13 protein-coding genes are annotated in these 16,663 nt (G+C 35.5%); 3 read left to right on the top strand and 10 right to left on the bottom strand.

Going from position 1 to position 16,663, the window contains the following annotated elements:
- The first annotated feature begins 114 nt into the window (after positions 1-114).
- Positions 115-2,301, top strand: a complete 2,187-nt coding sequence (locus A8L32_RS06115; RefSeq protein WP_066628990.1) for a B12-binding domain-containing radical SAM protein — start codon at positions 115-117, stop codon at positions 2,299-2,301.
- A 12-nt stretch (positions 2,302-2,313) separates the two neighbouring features.
- Positions 2,314-4,227, top strand: a complete 1,914-nt coding sequence (locus A8L32_RS06110; RefSeq protein ID WP_066628987.1) for a beta-N-acetylhexosaminidase — start codon at positions 2,314-2,316, stop codon at positions 4,225-4,227.
- A 15-nt stretch (positions 4,228-4,242) separates the two neighbouring features.
- Here the strand turns inward: A8L32_RS06110 and A8L32_RS06105 are convergent, their stop codons facing one another.
- From A8L32_RS06105 to A8L32_RS06060, 10 genes are all read right to left on the bottom strand, one after another.
- Entirely contained in the window at positions 4,243-4,695 is a 453-nt protein-coding gene (locus A8L32_RS06105) for a hypothetical protein (RefSeq protein WP_075590204.1), read from the bottom strand.
- A gap of 290 nt (positions 4,696-4,985) precedes the next feature.
- Positions 4,986-5,351, bottom strand: a complete 366-nt coding sequence (locus A8L32_RS06100) for a hypothetical protein (RefSeq protein ID WP_066628981.1) — start codon at positions 5,349-5,351, stop codon at positions 4,986-4,988.
- Positions 5,352-5,383: 32 nt separating this feature from the next.
- Positions 5,384-5,581: a hypothetical protein gene (locus A8L32_RS06095; RefSeq protein WP_066628978.1), complete on the bottom strand. Its 198-nt coding sequence runs from the start codon at positions 5,579-5,581 to the stop codon at positions 5,384-5,386.
- Between the two features lie 243 nt (positions 5,582-5,824).
- Positions 5,825-7,468 (bottom strand): hypothetical protein, encoded by a 1,644-nt coding sequence (locus tag A8L32_RS06090; protein WP_066628975.1) that lies wholly within the window; start codon positions 7,466-7,468, stop codon positions 5,825-5,827.
- Positions 7,469-7,614: 146 nt separating this feature from the next.
- Positions 7,615-9,339, bottom strand: coding sequence for an alanine/glycine:cation symporter family protein (locus tag A8L32_RS06085; RefSeq protein WP_066628972.1), 1,725 nt, complete (start codon positions 9,337-9,339; stop codon positions 7,615-7,617).
- Positions 9,340-9,494: 155 nt separating this feature from the next.
- The gene (locus tag A8L32_RS06080) at positions 9,495-11,630 is read right to left on the bottom strand and encodes a Tex family protein (RefSeq protein WP_066628969.1); all 2,136 of its coding nucleotides are present in this window, start codon (positions 11,628-11,630) and stop codon (positions 9,495-9,497) included.
- Between the two features lie 116 nt (positions 11,631-11,746).
- The gene (locus tag A8L32_RS06075) at positions 11,747-12,994 is read right to left on the bottom strand and encodes a DEAD/DEAH box helicase (RefSeq protein ID WP_066629164.1); all 1,248 of its coding nucleotides are present in this window, start codon (positions 12,992-12,994) and stop codon (positions 11,747-11,749) included.
- A 65-nt stretch (positions 12,995-13,059) separates the two neighbouring features.
- A complete protein-coding gene (locus A8L32_RS06070) occupies positions 13,060-14,244 on the bottom strand; it encodes a class I SAM-dependent rRNA methyltransferase (RefSeq protein ID WP_066628966.1) in 1,185 nt (394 codons plus the stop codon).
- 43 nt (positions 14,245-14,287) lie between these two features.
- The gene (locus tag A8L32_RS06065; protein WP_233145461.1) at positions 14,288-14,923 is read right to left on the bottom strand and encodes a 3'-5' exonuclease; all 636 of its coding nucleotides are present in this window, start codon (positions 14,921-14,923) and stop codon (positions 14,288-14,290) included.
- Positions 14,924-15,541, bottom strand: coding sequence for a DUF5063 domain-containing protein (locus A8L32_RS06060; protein WP_066628963.1), 618 nt, complete (start codon positions 15,539-15,541; stop codon positions 14,924-14,926). It abuts the gene before it with no gap.
- Between the two features lie 334 nt (positions 15,542-15,875).
- On the opposite strand from A8L32_RS06060, the gene A8L32_RS06055 reads away from it, so the two are divergent.
- Positions 15,876-16,646 carry a hypothetical protein gene (locus tag A8L32_RS06055; protein WP_066628961.1) on the top strand — a complete coding sequence of 257 codons (771 nt, stop codon included), beginning with the start codon at positions 15,876-15,878 and terminating at the stop codon, positions 16,644-16,646.
- Positions 16,647-16,663: the final 17 nt, after the last annotated feature.

Below are 16,663 nucleotides of genomic sequence, written 5' to 3'. Positions count from 1 at the left end.
AAACATATATTTAATAACTCCTCTTAAAAACATACCATATTTTCTTCCAGTATTTTTACAATTACTTAGTGGACATTTTTAGTACTTTTGCAACACATTATAAAATCAGAAACATTGAGCGCTAAAGTACTTTTAATAACTCCGCCTTTTACCCAACTTAATACGCCATACCCTGCTACCACATATCTTAAGGGTTTTCTAGAACATAAAGAAATCCCTTCTTATCAAATTGATCTGGGCCTTGAAGTAATTCTGAAAATATTCTCGAGCCATGGATTGAATGAAATATTTAACCAAGCACTAAATATTCAAGAACTTTCAGATAACAGCCAAAGGATACAAGCCCTAAAAGATTCATATATTGAAGTGATTGATGACGTCATCCTTTTTCTTAAGGGAAATGATGAGACCTTGGCTTACCGAATTTGCTCAGATGCCTATTTGCCCAAAGCTTCTCGTTTTTCTCAAGCTGAAGATTTAGATTGGAGTTTTGGCAACATGGGAATTAGAGATAAAGCTCGGCATCTAGCCACACTATTATTAGAAGATTTATCCGATTTTATTGTTGAAACTATTGACCCACACTTTGGATTTAGCAGATATGCTGAGAGACTTAGCTCTTCAGCTTTTAGTTTCACTCCAATTTATGAGGAGGTTCTAAAAGAGGACTCACTCATCATTCAGCATCAACACAAAATTATTGATGATTGCATTCAGCAAGAACAACCAAGCATCGTAGCCATCACGGTGCCCTTTCCTGGTAATTTGTTTTCAGCATTAAAATGCGGACAGTATTTAAAAGGCAATTATCCCAACATTAAAATTTGCATGGGAGGTGGTTATGCCAATACAGAACTCCGCTCTTTATCTGACACACGTATTTTTGAGTTCATTGATTATATTACTTTAGATGACGGAGAAACACCATTATTGAACCTGATAGAGCACATCAGCGACAATAGCCGACCATTAAAACGCACTTTAATAAAAGCGGATAACAAAGTTGAATATATCGACAACTCTAGCAGTAAGGATATCTCCCTAAAACAAGAAATAAGCCCTAGCTATAACAACATAAAAGTAGATAATTACCTTTCTTTTATAGAAATAACTAACCCCATGCATCGATTGTGGAGTGATGGTTTTTGGAATAAATTAACCATGGCTCATGGATGCTATTGGGGTAGGTGTACTTTTTGCGATACAACGCTCGATTATATAGCTCGCTTCGAGCCTGTAACAGCAAAAGTGCTATGCAATAAAATGGAAACCATTTACGAACAAACAGGCCAATCTGGCTTTCATTTCGTAGATGAAGCAGCTCCTCCAGCCTTAATGATTGCGTTAGCCAAAGAATTGATTAAACGAAAACTAAACTTTACTTGGTGGACTAACATTCGATTTGAAAGTAGTTTTACATCAGATGTTTGCACCTTACTTAAAAAATCAGGATGCATAGCTGTTTCAGGAGGTTTAGAAGTAGCCTCTAACCGAATTTTATCCCTCATCAACAAAGGGGTAAGTGTTGAAAAGGTTGCACAGGTTTGTAAAAACCTAACCAGCGCAGGCATTTTAACTCATGCGTATTTAATGTATGGGTTCCCTACTCAAACAGACCAAGAAACCATTGACTCGCTTGAAGTTGTTAGGCAATTATTTGAAAACCAGATTGTAAATTCTGGCTTTTGGCACCAATTTGCTATGACTGCTCATAGTCCAGTGGGACAAAATCCAGAAAAGTTCCAGGTGGAAGCCAAAAATCCTGAAACCAATTCCTTTGCCAATAACGACCTTGAACATATTGACTCAACTGGTGCTTCTCATCATTTATATAGCGAAGGGTTAAAAAAATCGTTATACAATTACATGCTAGATGTTGGCTTCGACCTTCCTTTACAGGACTGGTTTGATTTTAAAATCCCTAGAACAAAGATCCCTTACGATTTAATACACAATAGTATCAGCGTAATCGAGGAGGATAACTCGCCCAATAGAAAACTTATATGGACTGAAAACCTTCCTAGTCTGCGACTTTATTCCAAAAAGAAAAAAGGTAAATCAACGAAGATGTGCGAATTAATCTTTCATTTGCGAGAAAGCACAGAAATCATAAACACGAAGGAATCATTAGGGCAGTGGATTATAGAGCTATTGGGTAAATGTTCCATCAGCCAAGTCCTTCAGCCAACCATAGCAGATACACAAAAAGAATTTGAAAAAAATGAGCTTGGAGATTTTACGATTTTCTGGAAAAGCTATACATTACAACAGTTAAAACAATTAGGTTTACTTACAATCTAACATTCAATTAAGATGAGAATATTTGCCACATTATCTATACTTCTTTTTATTTGCATTTCAGTTCAAGCACAAGAGTTAAACGATTATTTATTTCCTGCGCCTAAAGAGGTAAAATATGCCACAGGCAACTTCAACGAAGTACAAGGCGCAACATTCTCATCGAACGAATTCTATTCGGTTATAAAAAAATCATTGGCTTTTAATATTAAAGGCGAATTAAAAGTACTCTCATCACCATTAACAAATAATACCTTCAAGCTTTCCATTGATAGCACCTTAACTCATCTACAGCAATATAAACTAACTATTGACTCAACTAATATTACTATTACTGGTAAAGATGAAGCTGCCCTTTATTACGGAAAGCAAACATTACTTCAAATTATCAAATACAGCCAAGAAACAGGACAAGCAACTCCTTGCTTAACCATTAATGATTGGCCAGATTTTGAGAGACGCGGTTACATGTTGGATATTAGCCGAGATAAGGTTCCAACCATGGAAACACTTTATCATATTATAGACTTGTTGGCTTCTTGGAAAATCAATGAATTCCAACTATACACAGAACACACATTCGCCTATCAAAACCATAAAAAAGTTTGGGAAGAGGCTAGTCCGATGACACCTAAAGAAATTACACAAATTGACGCGTATTGCAAAGCTAAATTCATCGATTTAGTGCCTAATCAGAATTCATTTGGACATATGGAAAACTGGTTAAAACACGATGAATATCTTCATTTAGCAGAATGCCCAACCGATTGCGATACCAAATGGGGAACAAGAAGCAGGCATAGTCTAAATCCTTTAAACCCCGAATCGTTTGACTTAATGAAGGAATTGTACACCGAACTACTACCCAACTTCAGTAGCGAATATTTTAATATAGGATGTGATGAAACTGTTGAATTAGGTAATGGTCTGTCAAAAAAAACATGTAAAAAGCAAGGCGTTGGAAATGTATATCTTGACTATGTAAAAAAGCTTAATTCAGAAGCCAATATCAATGGCAAAAAAGCGCAGTTTTGGGGAGACATCATCCTAAATCACTCTGAGCTCATTTCGGAAATCCCTAAAAATATGACAGCTATGGTTTGGGGCTACGAAAGCACTTATCCTTTCCAAGAAAACCTTCCTAAATTCAAAGATGCAGGGCTTGATTTTTATGTTTGCCCTGGAACTTCCACATGGCGTTCTGAAATTGGACGAAACAAAGATGCATTCATTAATTTAAAACAAGCTGCCGTTTACGGTAGCACCAATAAAGCCAAAGGCTATCTTAACACCAATTGGGGCGACTGGGGGCACTGGCAACCTCTTTCGGTATGTTATCCTGCCATGGCAGTTGGATCAGCTTATTCATGGAATAGCGAAAGTAATCCGACTGCTAAATTAGCACCTGTTTTATCCAACTATATTTTTGAAGATAAAACCGACAAACTTTCGGAGGCCTTATTAAAATTGGGAAATGCTTATCTAGCATGCGATATTCAAGAAGGCAATGCAAACGCTTTTCATTTAATGCTTAGGCGTTACAGATGGACTATGAAAGGCCATTACCAAACGAAAATGCTAACTAGTGAAAACCTATTAAAGGCCAAAAAAGAAATAAAATTAGCTTTAGAATTATTGGATTCATCAGAACCTAAAGGGTATAAAGCAGAAGTAATATTGGAAGAATTAAAACAAGCCGCCAATCTAGCCATACATGGAATCAACTTAGGATTAGCAAGACTTGAAGCAGAAAATTACGCTACTGAAAATATAGATAGTGAAACAAGAAAAAAACTCGCCCAAGAACTGGAAGAATTAATCATCAATCATAAAAAGCTTTGGGTAATAAGAAATAGAAAAGGTGGGCTTCAGTTATCAAGCGAAAAACTTACTGACTTATTAGAGTATTATCAGACGCAGGAGATGTAAAGAAGTTTAGAACAATTAACACTTGACCAGCGAATTGGCAGATTCAATAATCTGCTCCATTCTACGTTCTTCTAAATCAACATTAAGCCATAAAAGAGCATATTCTAAAGTTGAAAAAACATGTACATTTCTTGAAGTTCTAGGCTGTAACATTTTAAAGAGCGTAGCCATAGCTACCTGGTCCGATTCATCAGCAATCATGGCAATTCTATTCTCTAATGCACCACTGTAGTTTTCATCCAAAAAATTCACAAATTCCTTAACCTTATCAATATTCATACTAAAACCAGACTCTCTCAGATCAATTAAATAATTGGCATTAATTGAAAACTCCTTTTTAGAACTCAATAATTTAATCGAATCTTTTAAAACATCCAATTGCACATAACCAATATGTTTTTCAACAATTAAGTTGAAATCATTTACAAATTTATATTGGATTATATAGTTCTCTCCTATTTTCCTCATTCGATAAACCAAAATTTTAACGATTGAATATAAAGTTAGTTTTTTTTCTTCATTAAAAAAACCAGCAATAAAACTATTCAAACTCAACAACCTTACATTAACACCTTCGATAATGTAACAAACATATTTTTATACATTGTAAAAAGTCCGCCAGATAAAATATCATGACGGACTTACATCTTGTTTAGTAATAGGCGGCATACGGACTGCAACAATTTGGGAATCAGCGCAATTTTTTTCAATGCCTCTATTTTCAACAAGAATATTTAGCAACCTATTTTCTTTCTAAACTATCTTTTTAACCATCTATGCGCGGCACCTCTTGTAGAAAATACCTGAAAATGATAATGGTTTGATTTAATCAACTTTTGATATATCATGCAAATTGCAGTATACATGGGGTCATTTATTAACACCGCCACTTTAAGCAATTCAAATTTTTCACTTAGCAATTCGTTTACCTGGTCTAACCTAGCTAAATCTTTAAGTCCAATATTAGTTCTACAATTAGTAGCATTTATAACTAATAAATGGCTCGACGGTAGAGTATTTGACTCATCCGCATATTCCTTTACTGAATCTATTACATCTTCAATGGTAATGAATCTGTTTAAATCCACCTCAACTATATCTCCATATACCGAAACAGTTACCATATTAATATCTTTAAAAATAACACATATATAACCTACTCGCCCATCATTATAATAATAGGATCTTCTTTTACAACCTTACTTTCGCCCATCATTATAATAATAGGGTCTTCTTTCACAACACTACTCTTCTCAAATTCGATTAAATCCTTTTTTTCATTAGCATTTATATTCGAAAATGAAAAAATTACAGACACTGTTATAATTGCAAAAAATAATTTTGAAGTTTTCATGATAAACGTTGTTTTTGAATTGTTTATCACAAATATCTAAGGAGAGGTAAAAAAATACGAATTTTAGGCGTGACAAAAGCGTGACAAAATCCATAACGCTATGGCACAACATTTTACAAGCTCAAAAAAAATGAGCTTAAAAAACAACTCAATCCAGAACAAAACATAATACTAAAGAATACATCTAAAAGTGATCGATATCGAACAATCTGCAAATCATTATTATGTTCCACACAACCAACACTAAACTGCTAGGCTAGAAATTTGACGTTCTCTGAATTCCTGTAAATAATCCTCCAAACTATCTTTTACATCTAATTTTGTCCGAATACGCTGCTTCGCTTTCCTTATAGAAGCAGGCTGAACGTTTTGAACTTTTGCTATCACCTCAATAGGCAACCTTAAACAAATCATTACCGAATAGCGCACCTCAGTTTTCGTAAGCTGAGGAAAAGAGTCTGTAAACAAATTAATCGTCTCCATATAACAACTATCAAAACTATCACCGATACCCCCTTCACTAGCCACCGACAATCCGGAACTATCAACAAAACTAAGTTCCTTCCTATCCTTTCTTGATAGATTTTGACTACTATTTAACCTATGCTCCAACAACTGCTTTTCACCAATACCTATCAGTAAATTATGAAACTCTTTATTTAGTTCCTCAATTTTCGCTTTTTTACTTTTCTGATATAGATATATATATACACCCACCCCTAGCAAAACAACAATAGTAATCACTAAAACTAGATACAACATAAATTCACTGGCTTTTTTTTCAGTCTTCAACTGAGCCAACTGCCCCTTCATAAGCGCCACCTTATTATTAATCTCTAACACCTTAGCCATCCTAACCTTCTCAGACGATGTCGTTTTCTCAACAAGATCATTATATTCCTGCAAATTCCGATAAGCTCTTTTATAATTACCTTTAGCAACATCTATTTGATGTATATAATTATATGCATACAACATCCTATTAGGTTGATTATTAATCTCATACATCTTAAGAGATCTCTCAAAATAAACCCCAGCAACATTTAACCTAGATTGCCTAAAATACAACACTCCTTTAAACTGATATAAAGCAGGAAGTATCATACCTCCAGTCTCATTCACCTCACACAATCCTATAGCTCTATCACAATACTCGTGAGCAGAATCAAACTCAGACTGGATATTATAACTACTTGCAATCATTTTATAAACACTTGCAACTCTATCATACATTTCAAGAGCAAGGTATTCGTCCGCAACTTCTCCCAACCTATCAGGAGCACCCTGCGCACCTAGATTAAATATTTCTTTTATGAGCCTAGCATACAGAACAAACTCCCTCCTATCAGACTCTGACATATACTTAATCCCTAAGGTAAGATCCTCCATAAATAACTCACCTAACACCCTCTTACACCTAGCAATTCCTATATAAGCACTTCCAACCCAGCCATTTGTTTCATCAGATAAATTAATCGCCTCATAATAATTTATTTTAGCCTGCTCCATCAAACCAGTTGCTTCAGCAATTCGACCTAATAAATGTTGACATTTAGCTAACCAAACCCGATTATCCTGAGATGTAAACATGCCAATAGACGACTCCACCAACAACAAACTAGAATCCACTTTTAAATCTTTAAACAGCATCTCTGCCGTCAAAAAATTAATATAGCCAATATATTCAGATTGCTTGTCACTCGTCAAAACACCTCTAATAGAATCAAATTGCTGTTTTGCCTTTTCGGGATAGTATATCGTATTAAAATCTATTTCTACAAAAGCCCGCTCTATCTCGTCTTTAGATAATTCCTGAGAATTAGCATCAACTCCACTTCCTATTATAAAACAGAACAACAGTATCAAATATAGATTAAGACTTTTCATTGTTACTAGCTTTTGCGATGCTCCTTACTAAATTACAAGGAAGCAATACAAACATAAGCAAAAAGAAAGATAATGTAAAGAAAAACATCATAATTACAAAACACTCATCATGTATTATGTTTTGTTTACATATTATCCACACCTTACTACTTATCTTTATGGAAAAGCGGTAATTTTTCCTTTGGAAATCGCTTGGCATATTCCTTCCAAAATTTACCAACTTCACTTTTCATCTCTCCATGCAACGCAAATATTCCAATTAGATTAGGAATGGTCATTAAGGCTATAGTAATACCTGAAAGAGTCCAAATAATTGTAGTATCCGTAAACGAGGCCAAGAAAAACCCTAGCACATACACAATACGGTAATATTTAACCCCTTTTACTCCAAATAAGAATATGATGGCTCTACTTCCATAGTACGACCAAGAAATAGCAGTAGAAAAGGCAAATAAAAGCAAACCTACAGATACAATATACTTACCAAAATCACCAAACCAACTTTTAGTAAAGGCAATAGTGGTTAGCGGAGCACTATGTACTAATGATTTTCCTTGAAAACTTATTTTTTTATTGTTTTCAACCACTCCATCCTTTACACTTAAATTTCCTGTAAATAATTCTTTTCCGGAATACACCTTTATATTTTCTGCTAAAGATCTAGAATGTAAAATAGAAATATCAGATTTGATTTCACCTTCTTCAATATTTAATTGCCCCGAGAACAATGCAATAGAAGAAACATCATTGATATGATTTCCTAGAGTTAGTCTATCCTTATCGTTTGTATCATCATAAATACCATTTACAATTTGCATGTCTGAACGCTGAAAAGTATTTTGAAACTTTTCACTCCACACACCAGAAGCCAGCAAGGTAAGACCAGTAATTGAACATATCACAATTGTATCGATAAAAGGCTCTAACAAAGCTACTAACCCCTCAGAAACAGGCTCGTGTGCTCGTGCTGCAGAATGCGCAATTGGTGCTGAACCCTGACCCGCCTCATTGGAAAACAATCCTCTATTAACTCCCCTATTAAACGCAAAAGCAATAGTTGCTCCTAAAAAACCTCCTGTAGCGGCAGAGCCTGTAAAAACATCTGCAAAAACAGAAACAATAGAAGGAATTACATTATCATAGTTGTATAATATAACTGCAATAGCACCTAAAAAATAAATAACAGCCATTGTAGGAACTAACTTAGAAGTAACCTGAGCAATTCGCTTTATTCCACCAATAATAATGATAGCCAATAAAACTGCCAGAACAATACCAGTAATCATATGAGGAACGCCAAACGTAGAATTTATCGAATTGGAGATACTATTAATTTGCGGTAAACTTCCTGTTCCAAACGAAGATAATACAGTTGCCACAGCAAAAATAATCGCCATCAGCTTACCCGTTTTCACCACCTTTCCTGAAGGCATTTTTATATCCAGTCGCTTTTTCATGAAATACATGGGCCCTCCAGAAATTGAACCATCTTCAGCAGTCTCCCTATACTTATGAGATAATGTTACCTCCACAAACTTGGTTGTCATACCAATAAAAGCAGTTACTAGCATCCAAAATAAGGCAGCCGGACCGCCAAGATACACTGCATAAGCAACCCCAGCAATATTACCAGTACCAACCGTACCAGACAAGGCTGTAGTTAAGGCTTGAAAATGCGAAGTATCTCCTTTATCTCCTTCTCGATCAAATTTACCCATTACAATTTTAAGCGCATATCGCATATATCGCAATTGCGGAAACCCTAAGTAAATTGTAAAGAATAACCCTACACCTAATAAAAGGTAAACAAACCAAGCACTACTCCCAATATACGAGTCTATATTGACCAAAAAATCATTAAATTCCTGCATAACAACCTTAAATTTTCATCATTTTGTTTGAAACAACACAAATATAGATAAATATTCCACGCACCAACGAAGAGAATTCGCATGCCCATAAACGAAAAGGGCATGTCTATTCTTCATATAGCCACACCCTTTACTTTATACTTTATAAGCATTCGCTACTGCATCTCTGCTTCTTTAATCGACAGTTGAATTCTTTTACGCACCCTATCTACTTCCATTACTTTAACTTTTACATGCTGATGTAAAGCAATAACCTCATTAGGGTCGCTTATAAACTTGTTGGCTAGCTGCGAAATATGAACCAAACCATCCTGTTTTACACCCACATCTACAAAAGCCCCAAAATTGGTTATATTGGTCACGATACCTGGTAAAATCATGCCTTCAATCAAATCCTCAATACCCCTCACATTTTTATCAAACTCAAATACTTTAATGATTTGTCGCGGGTCACGCCCAGGCTTTTCTAACTCACTCATGATATCTTTAAGCGTAGGCATTCCGATAGTTTCTGTAACGTAATCGTTTAATTTTATCCTATCCCGGATATTTTTATCCGAAATTAAATCCTTTACCTTACAGTCATTATCCTTAGCCATTTTTTCCACTATAGCATACGATTCAGGATGAACTGCAGAATTATCTAAAGGATTTTTAGCTTCGGTTATTCGTAAAAATCCCGTAGCCTGCTCATAAGCCTTGGCACCTAATCTCGGCACCTTTTTCAACTGATTGCGGGAAGCAAAAGCTCCGTTCTCTTTTCTATATTCTACAATATTTTTAGCCAACTGCGGCCCTAAACCTGAGACGTAAGTTAACAAGTGCATACTAGCCGTATTTAAGTCAACTCCCACTTTATTTACGCAAGACTCAACTACTTGATCTAACGATGACTTCAAACTAGATTGATCAACATCATGCTGATACTGTCCCACACCAATTGACTTAGGATCAATTTTTACCAACTCTGCCAAAGGATCCATTAAACGCCTGCCGATAGAAACCGCTCCACGAACCGTAACATCATACTCTGGAAATTCCTCACGAGCCACCTTACTGGCCGAATAAATAGATGCTCCATCTTCACTCACCACAAAAACCTGAATATCTCTACTGTATTTTATACTTCGAATAAACGATTCTGTTTCTCGAGAGGCAGTACCATTGCCAATCGCAATGGCTTCAATCTTATAAGCATCTACCAAAGAAGATATTTTCTTTGCTGCCTGCTTAGTCTCTCTTTGCGGAGGATGCGGATAGATATTCTCATTATGCACTAAATTACTTTGCGCATCCAAGCAAACGACCTTACAACCCGTCCTGAAGCCAGGATCAATAGCCAACACTCTTTTCTGGCCCAAAGGCGAAGAAAGTAACAATTGTCGTAAGTTATTTGTGAACACATTTATCGCTTCAGCATCTGCCTTTTCTTTTGAGAGGTTAGCAAACTCCGTTTCTAAGGATGGTTTCAACAAACGCTTTAACGAATCCTTTACAGCCAATTCCACCTGCTCCGAAGCCTCTGTATTACCTTTTACAAAATAGCGACCTAGACGATCTAAAATCTGTTCTTCATCTGGCGAAATATTAACTTTTAAAACCCCTTCTTTTTCTCCTCTACGTATCGCCAACAAACGATGGCTAGGACACTTTTTAAGAGGCTCACTAAAGTCGAAATAATCTTTATATTTCATTCCTTCTTCCTGTTTTCCTTTCACCAAGGAGGAAGAAACTATAGCGTTTCGATCAAAACCCGTACGTACAATATCTCGTGCAACAGAGTTTTCATTAACCCACTCCGCAATTATATCTCGCGCACCTTGTAAAGCCTCTTCTGCATCCAATACCTCATCATTTACAAACTGCGAAGCTTTCCCTTCTACATCACGTTCATATTGCTTCATGATGACTTTAGCCAAAGGCTCAAGTCCTTTTTCTTTAGCCTTTACAGCACGCGTTTTTCTTTTGGGTTTAAAAGGAAGGTAAATATCCTCTAATTCAGTAGAATTAAAAGTTTCCGTAATTTTCTTTCGAAGCTCAGCAGTCAACACCCCTTGCTCGTCCATCGACTTTAAAATAGCTTCTTTTCGCTTTTCTATTTCAAGCAACTTTTCGTATCTCTCTTTAACTAAAGCAACATTTACCTCATCCATACTACCCGTTCGTTCTTTTCGATAACGGCTAATAAATGGAACAGTAGCTCCTTCGCTAATTAATTCGATGGTACTATTTACATGATTGAGCTGCAACTTCAGCTCCTGAGCTATAATCTGATTAATTTGAGTTGACATGTGTTGTTGTTTGAGAAAGTAATAATGAATACCACATCTCAACTCATCGTTTCGCTGAATTTATACAGCGGTATCACACATTACCAGATTTAAATATTTTTACGCGCAAGAAAGCATTAATCCTTCTTTGGCGCCTTTTTTTTATACTGGGGTTTTCCACCACTTTTTTTACCACCACCTTTGCGCTTTCCTCCAAAACGTTTCATCTTGGCCTCTGGCTCATATTTAGGCGCCTCTTCGTAATGCGGAGGTAATGGAATTTTATAAATATCTGTTTCTATTAATTTTTCAATCTTATGAAAGTCATATTGATCATCTTCGTTAATAAAGGTAATACCCACTCCTTGCGTTTGAGCTCTGGCAGTACGACCAATTCTATGCACATAATCCTCCGCATCATTAGGAACATCTATATTGATTACTAAATCTATCTTTTCAATATCAATCCCTCGAGCCACAATATCCGTTGCAACAAGAATCTGAACATTACGATTCTTAAATTCTCTAAGCACTTCAATTCGTTCTTTCTGATCCAAATCAGAATGAATTCCTCGCGCATTAAATTCATTTCTTTTTAAAGCCCTTACAATATCATTTACCTTCGACTTACGAGAAGAAAAAATAATGATACTTGGAACATCTTTATCCTTCAATAGATCTACAATTAAGTCTATTTTTTGATGCTCATGAACCACGTAAGCCGCTTGTAAAATACCTTCCGCAGGCTTTGAAATGGCAATATTAATTTCTTCAGGTTTATCCAATAACTTTTTTGCTAAATCCCTAATTTTAGGAGGCATAGTAGCAGAAAACAATAAACCTTGTCTATTTTCTTTTGGTAAGAAGCTCTCTATCTGCATAAGATCATCCAAGAAACCCATATCAAGCATTCTATCTGCCTCATCTAAGATCAAGTGTTTCACAGATTTAAAATCAACATAACCCATGGTTAAATGCTGAATCATCCTCCCTGGAGTAGCAACAATGATATCCGCACCTTTAGTTAATCCAATTTTTTGCTGATCCCAAAGCCCTTTATCATTACCTCCAAAAACAGACATTGAAGTGACATCCAAAAAGTAACTAAAACCTTCTATCTGCTGATCTATCTGCAAAGCCAATTCCCTTGTAGGAACAAGAATTAAGGCTGTAGTACCATTATGTCCTTCACGCACAATACGATCTAACACAGGCAACAAATAGGCAGCCGTTTTTCCCGTACCAGTTTGGGCACACGCAATTAAATCTGTTCCCGTTTTTATAATAGGAATGGTTTTTTCCTGAACAGGAGTAGCCTCATCAAAACGCATGGCATCCAATCCATCTAATACTTCTTGGGAAAAATCAAATTCTGTAAACTTCATGTATCCTTTATTAGTATAAAACATCCAGACAAAATCGTCAGGACACCAAACTATGTACTACAATATTATTCAACGTATAACACTAATCCTTTTAAATATTCTCCTTCTGGATGATAAATATTTACAGGATGATCTGCAGGTTGAGTAAGCTGATTTAGTATTCTTACATTTCGCCCCGACCTAGCAGCTGCAGAAAAAACAGCTTTTCTAAATGCATCTTTACTAACAACCTGAGAGCAAGAGAAGGTAAAAATAATACCGCCTGATTTTATCTGCTCAAAAGCTTTAGCATTCAATTTCTTGTATCCTTGCAAAGCATTATTTAGCACATTATTGTGTTTAGCAAATGCAGGTGGATCAAGAATAATTAAGTCATATTTGTCTTTTATATCATCCAAATATTTAAAAGCATCCACAGCAAATGCATCGTGACGCTCATCTCCTGGATAATTTAGCTCAACATTTTCTTTAGTTAACTCAATAGCTCTTTCCGAACTATCTACCGAGTGAACTAATTCTGCACCTCCACGCATGGCATAAAAGGAAAATCCTCCTGTATAACAAAACATGTTTAACACAGACTTACCTTTACTATAATGCTCCAATAACGCTCTATTTTCTCGCTGATCAACAAAGAAACCCGTTTTCTGTCCCTTCTCCCAATCTACCCTAAACTTCAATCCATTTTCTAGTGCAATTCTGGCTTCCGATTTACCAAAAGTATATCCATTTTCAGGCGTCACTTTAGCTTTAAAAGGAAGTGTTCCTTCTGATTTATTATAAATAGCCTTTAAAGCATCTCCAAAAACATCTTTCAGAATTTGATCTATCTTATCTTTGATTAGGAACATACCTACAGAGTGCATTTGCACTACTGCTGTATCGCCATACATATCAATTATTAGGCCTGGCATATTATCCCCTTCAGCACCTATCAAACGATACGCATCTGTATTAGGGTCATCAATTAATCCTTGATCTTTACGCAACTGATAGGCTTGCTTAATTTTATCAGCCCAAAACTCATCCGTAATTTCTACTTGCTTAAACGAAACAATACGAATAGCAATTGAACCAATTTGATAATGTCCTAAACCTAAGAAACCATCTTTATTGTCAAAAACCTCAACTATATCTCCCTCTGCAGGCTCTCCGTATATTTTTTTTATTGCACCACTAAATACCCACGGGTGAAATCTACGTAAAGACTGATCTTTTCCTGATTTTAGAACAACTTTAATATATGACATGAAATTATTTGTTATTTTTTTGAATGTAGTTTTGTTCGATTAATTATGCCTGATCCTCTTCAGGTTCAACGTCAATAATTTGACCTTTATCGAGTATGTTTAATTTTTTAAATATCTCTAATGCTACCCAAGAATCGGTAGCTGCATAAATCATTTGACCTTGCGATAATTCGTCAGCTTCCCAATTAGAAAGCCGTTGACGTTTTGAAACCCGAAACTCCAATAAAATTCCAGCTAGCTTTTTTAAGGAAAAGTCTTTTAGCCCCTTATCCACAGCCATGGTCTGAAGCTCCACAAAGCCACCAGGCTCAAACGCTTCTATTTTCTGAAGTCCTCTGATATCATCACGAATACCAACACCAACTTTTTTAACATTCTCATCACGAAGCAAGTCAACTAACTCTTGCGTAACACCCGTTTTATTTGTTCTGATTAAAAAAGTAGATTTTTCTGTAGTAAGCTGAATAAGCGAAATAAAATTGGTTTTACCTTTTTTAAACGATGGTCGCGTTTCCGTATCAAAACCTAAGATGGTTTCACCATTTATTTCTTTCATTACCTGTGTTACACCATTGGCATCTTCAACCACTACTATTTCTCCAGTATAGTGCTGCAAAGGTAATTCATTAAGCTCTTCGTTTGTTATTTTATTCTTGATCAAGTGTTCTCCTTTATCCATTTAATCCTCACCTTCCTGCCATTGGTCCTGAAACTTATTGAACCAATTATTTGTACTCTCTCCTTCGCTTGAGCCATACAGGCTTTCTTCGTCTAAATCTTTATTGCTATATAACAAGTTATGGCAAGCTCGTAGTACATTGACTAATTTTTGCCCCCAATAAAGCTCAAATGCATTATTCAGCTCAGCTAACGCATCATTCATTATATCAGTTACTCCAATTTTATAGGCAAAAAGAAAATCTTTTAAATCTTGATATATATCCGCTAAGTTTTCGGATACACTAGAAGCAACATCACCTTGATCTTGCTCATTATCTGGAACAAAGACTTCCAAATAATCGTCGTACTCACCTAATTTATTCAATAAAGTATGTTGAACTCTAATATAATCTTCTTCTCTAATTGTTTTCTCGATGCTTTCATCCAAAACAAACTCTACTTTTGGCAATACCACTGCTTTTAAATAAACCAGAGGTAAGATACGTGTAGCTAAAGTAATCAATTCTTTCACAGACATTTCTTCTACTGCTTCTATTTGATTACAATATTCGTTAGCTACCGTTACAAATTCAAGCACATTTTTTGAATAAACAATATGGTCTAACTCTTTTTCCATTCTAATATTTAGATGATAAAATATCCATGCCTACTATGAGCACACAGCACAATAAACCAGTAGCTTACCGCAATATTCTATCTTAAATTTATTATCGATATTAATTTAATGCGCAAAATTAACAAATTATACCGAAAACTTGTGGTTTTTAGCAGAATAGTACAAGACAAACACATTAAAAACCACCTCTAAGCAAAGCCATTTTCTATCCTAAAAACAACTTTATTTCAACAATAAACGGACTTAAGCTAATTTCAATGATTAAAGATTTGGCATAGAAATTGATTCAACATAGACGCCAACAATTACTTTAACAAACTATAATTAACATCCGATGAAAACATCTTTACCTTTACCCATTTTTGTAATTTCTATTGCTATTATTAGCTCATTATGCTCTTGTTCTGCCTACCAATATTCTACCTTAAGTAGTAACCTTCCGAAATCGCAATACGATGATTTTTTTTATGAAGATGACAGTATACAGGTGGTGTATTCCTTTGATGGCTCTGGATGCCCTATACAAATAGATATTTTTAACAAATTAGATACAACCATATATATCGATTGGCAAAATTCAAAGCTAAACATAAACAACATCTTAGTACCCTTAAAACCAAGCTTATCTTATTTTAACGATAGTTTTGAATATGGAAACAGCACACATTCTACTAAATCCAAATCCATCGAAAGAATACCTGCCAAAGGACAATCATCTATTTACAACACACTGGAGCAAAAAGGATTTTTAAGTACACAAAATGCTGACAGTACCATGCGCATTCCCATCTACACATATAATACTTCCGGCACTCCCACTAAAGTCAGGGAGCATTTATTCAACCAAGCATCATCTCCTTATAAGTTTAACTGCAGCTTGGCCTATTGTGATAATCCTAATGGAAATCGTCTTAAAAAAATAGATACGGACTTTTGGGTTTCGAGTATATTTCGCACTTCATCTGCATCCATTAAAGATAGAAAGGACACCTTTTACAATTCTAAAACAACAGACTTTGGCAACTTTATGGTTGGTGTAGGTACCGTAACACTATTATGCGGATATATCTATTTAAAAGTTCTAGAAGCTCAATCTATCGAATAAAACCCGCCTTCCGATTC

It is taken from the genome of Labilibacter marinus, from assembly GCF_001659685.2.
In the GTDB taxonomy this organism is placed as follows: Bacteria; Bacteroidota; Bacteroidia; order Bacteroidales; family Marinilabiliaceae; genus Saccharicrinis; species Saccharicrinis marinus.
Note: the sequence above shows the minus strand (reverse complement) of the source record. Positions and strands in the feature narration are given on the sequence as shown.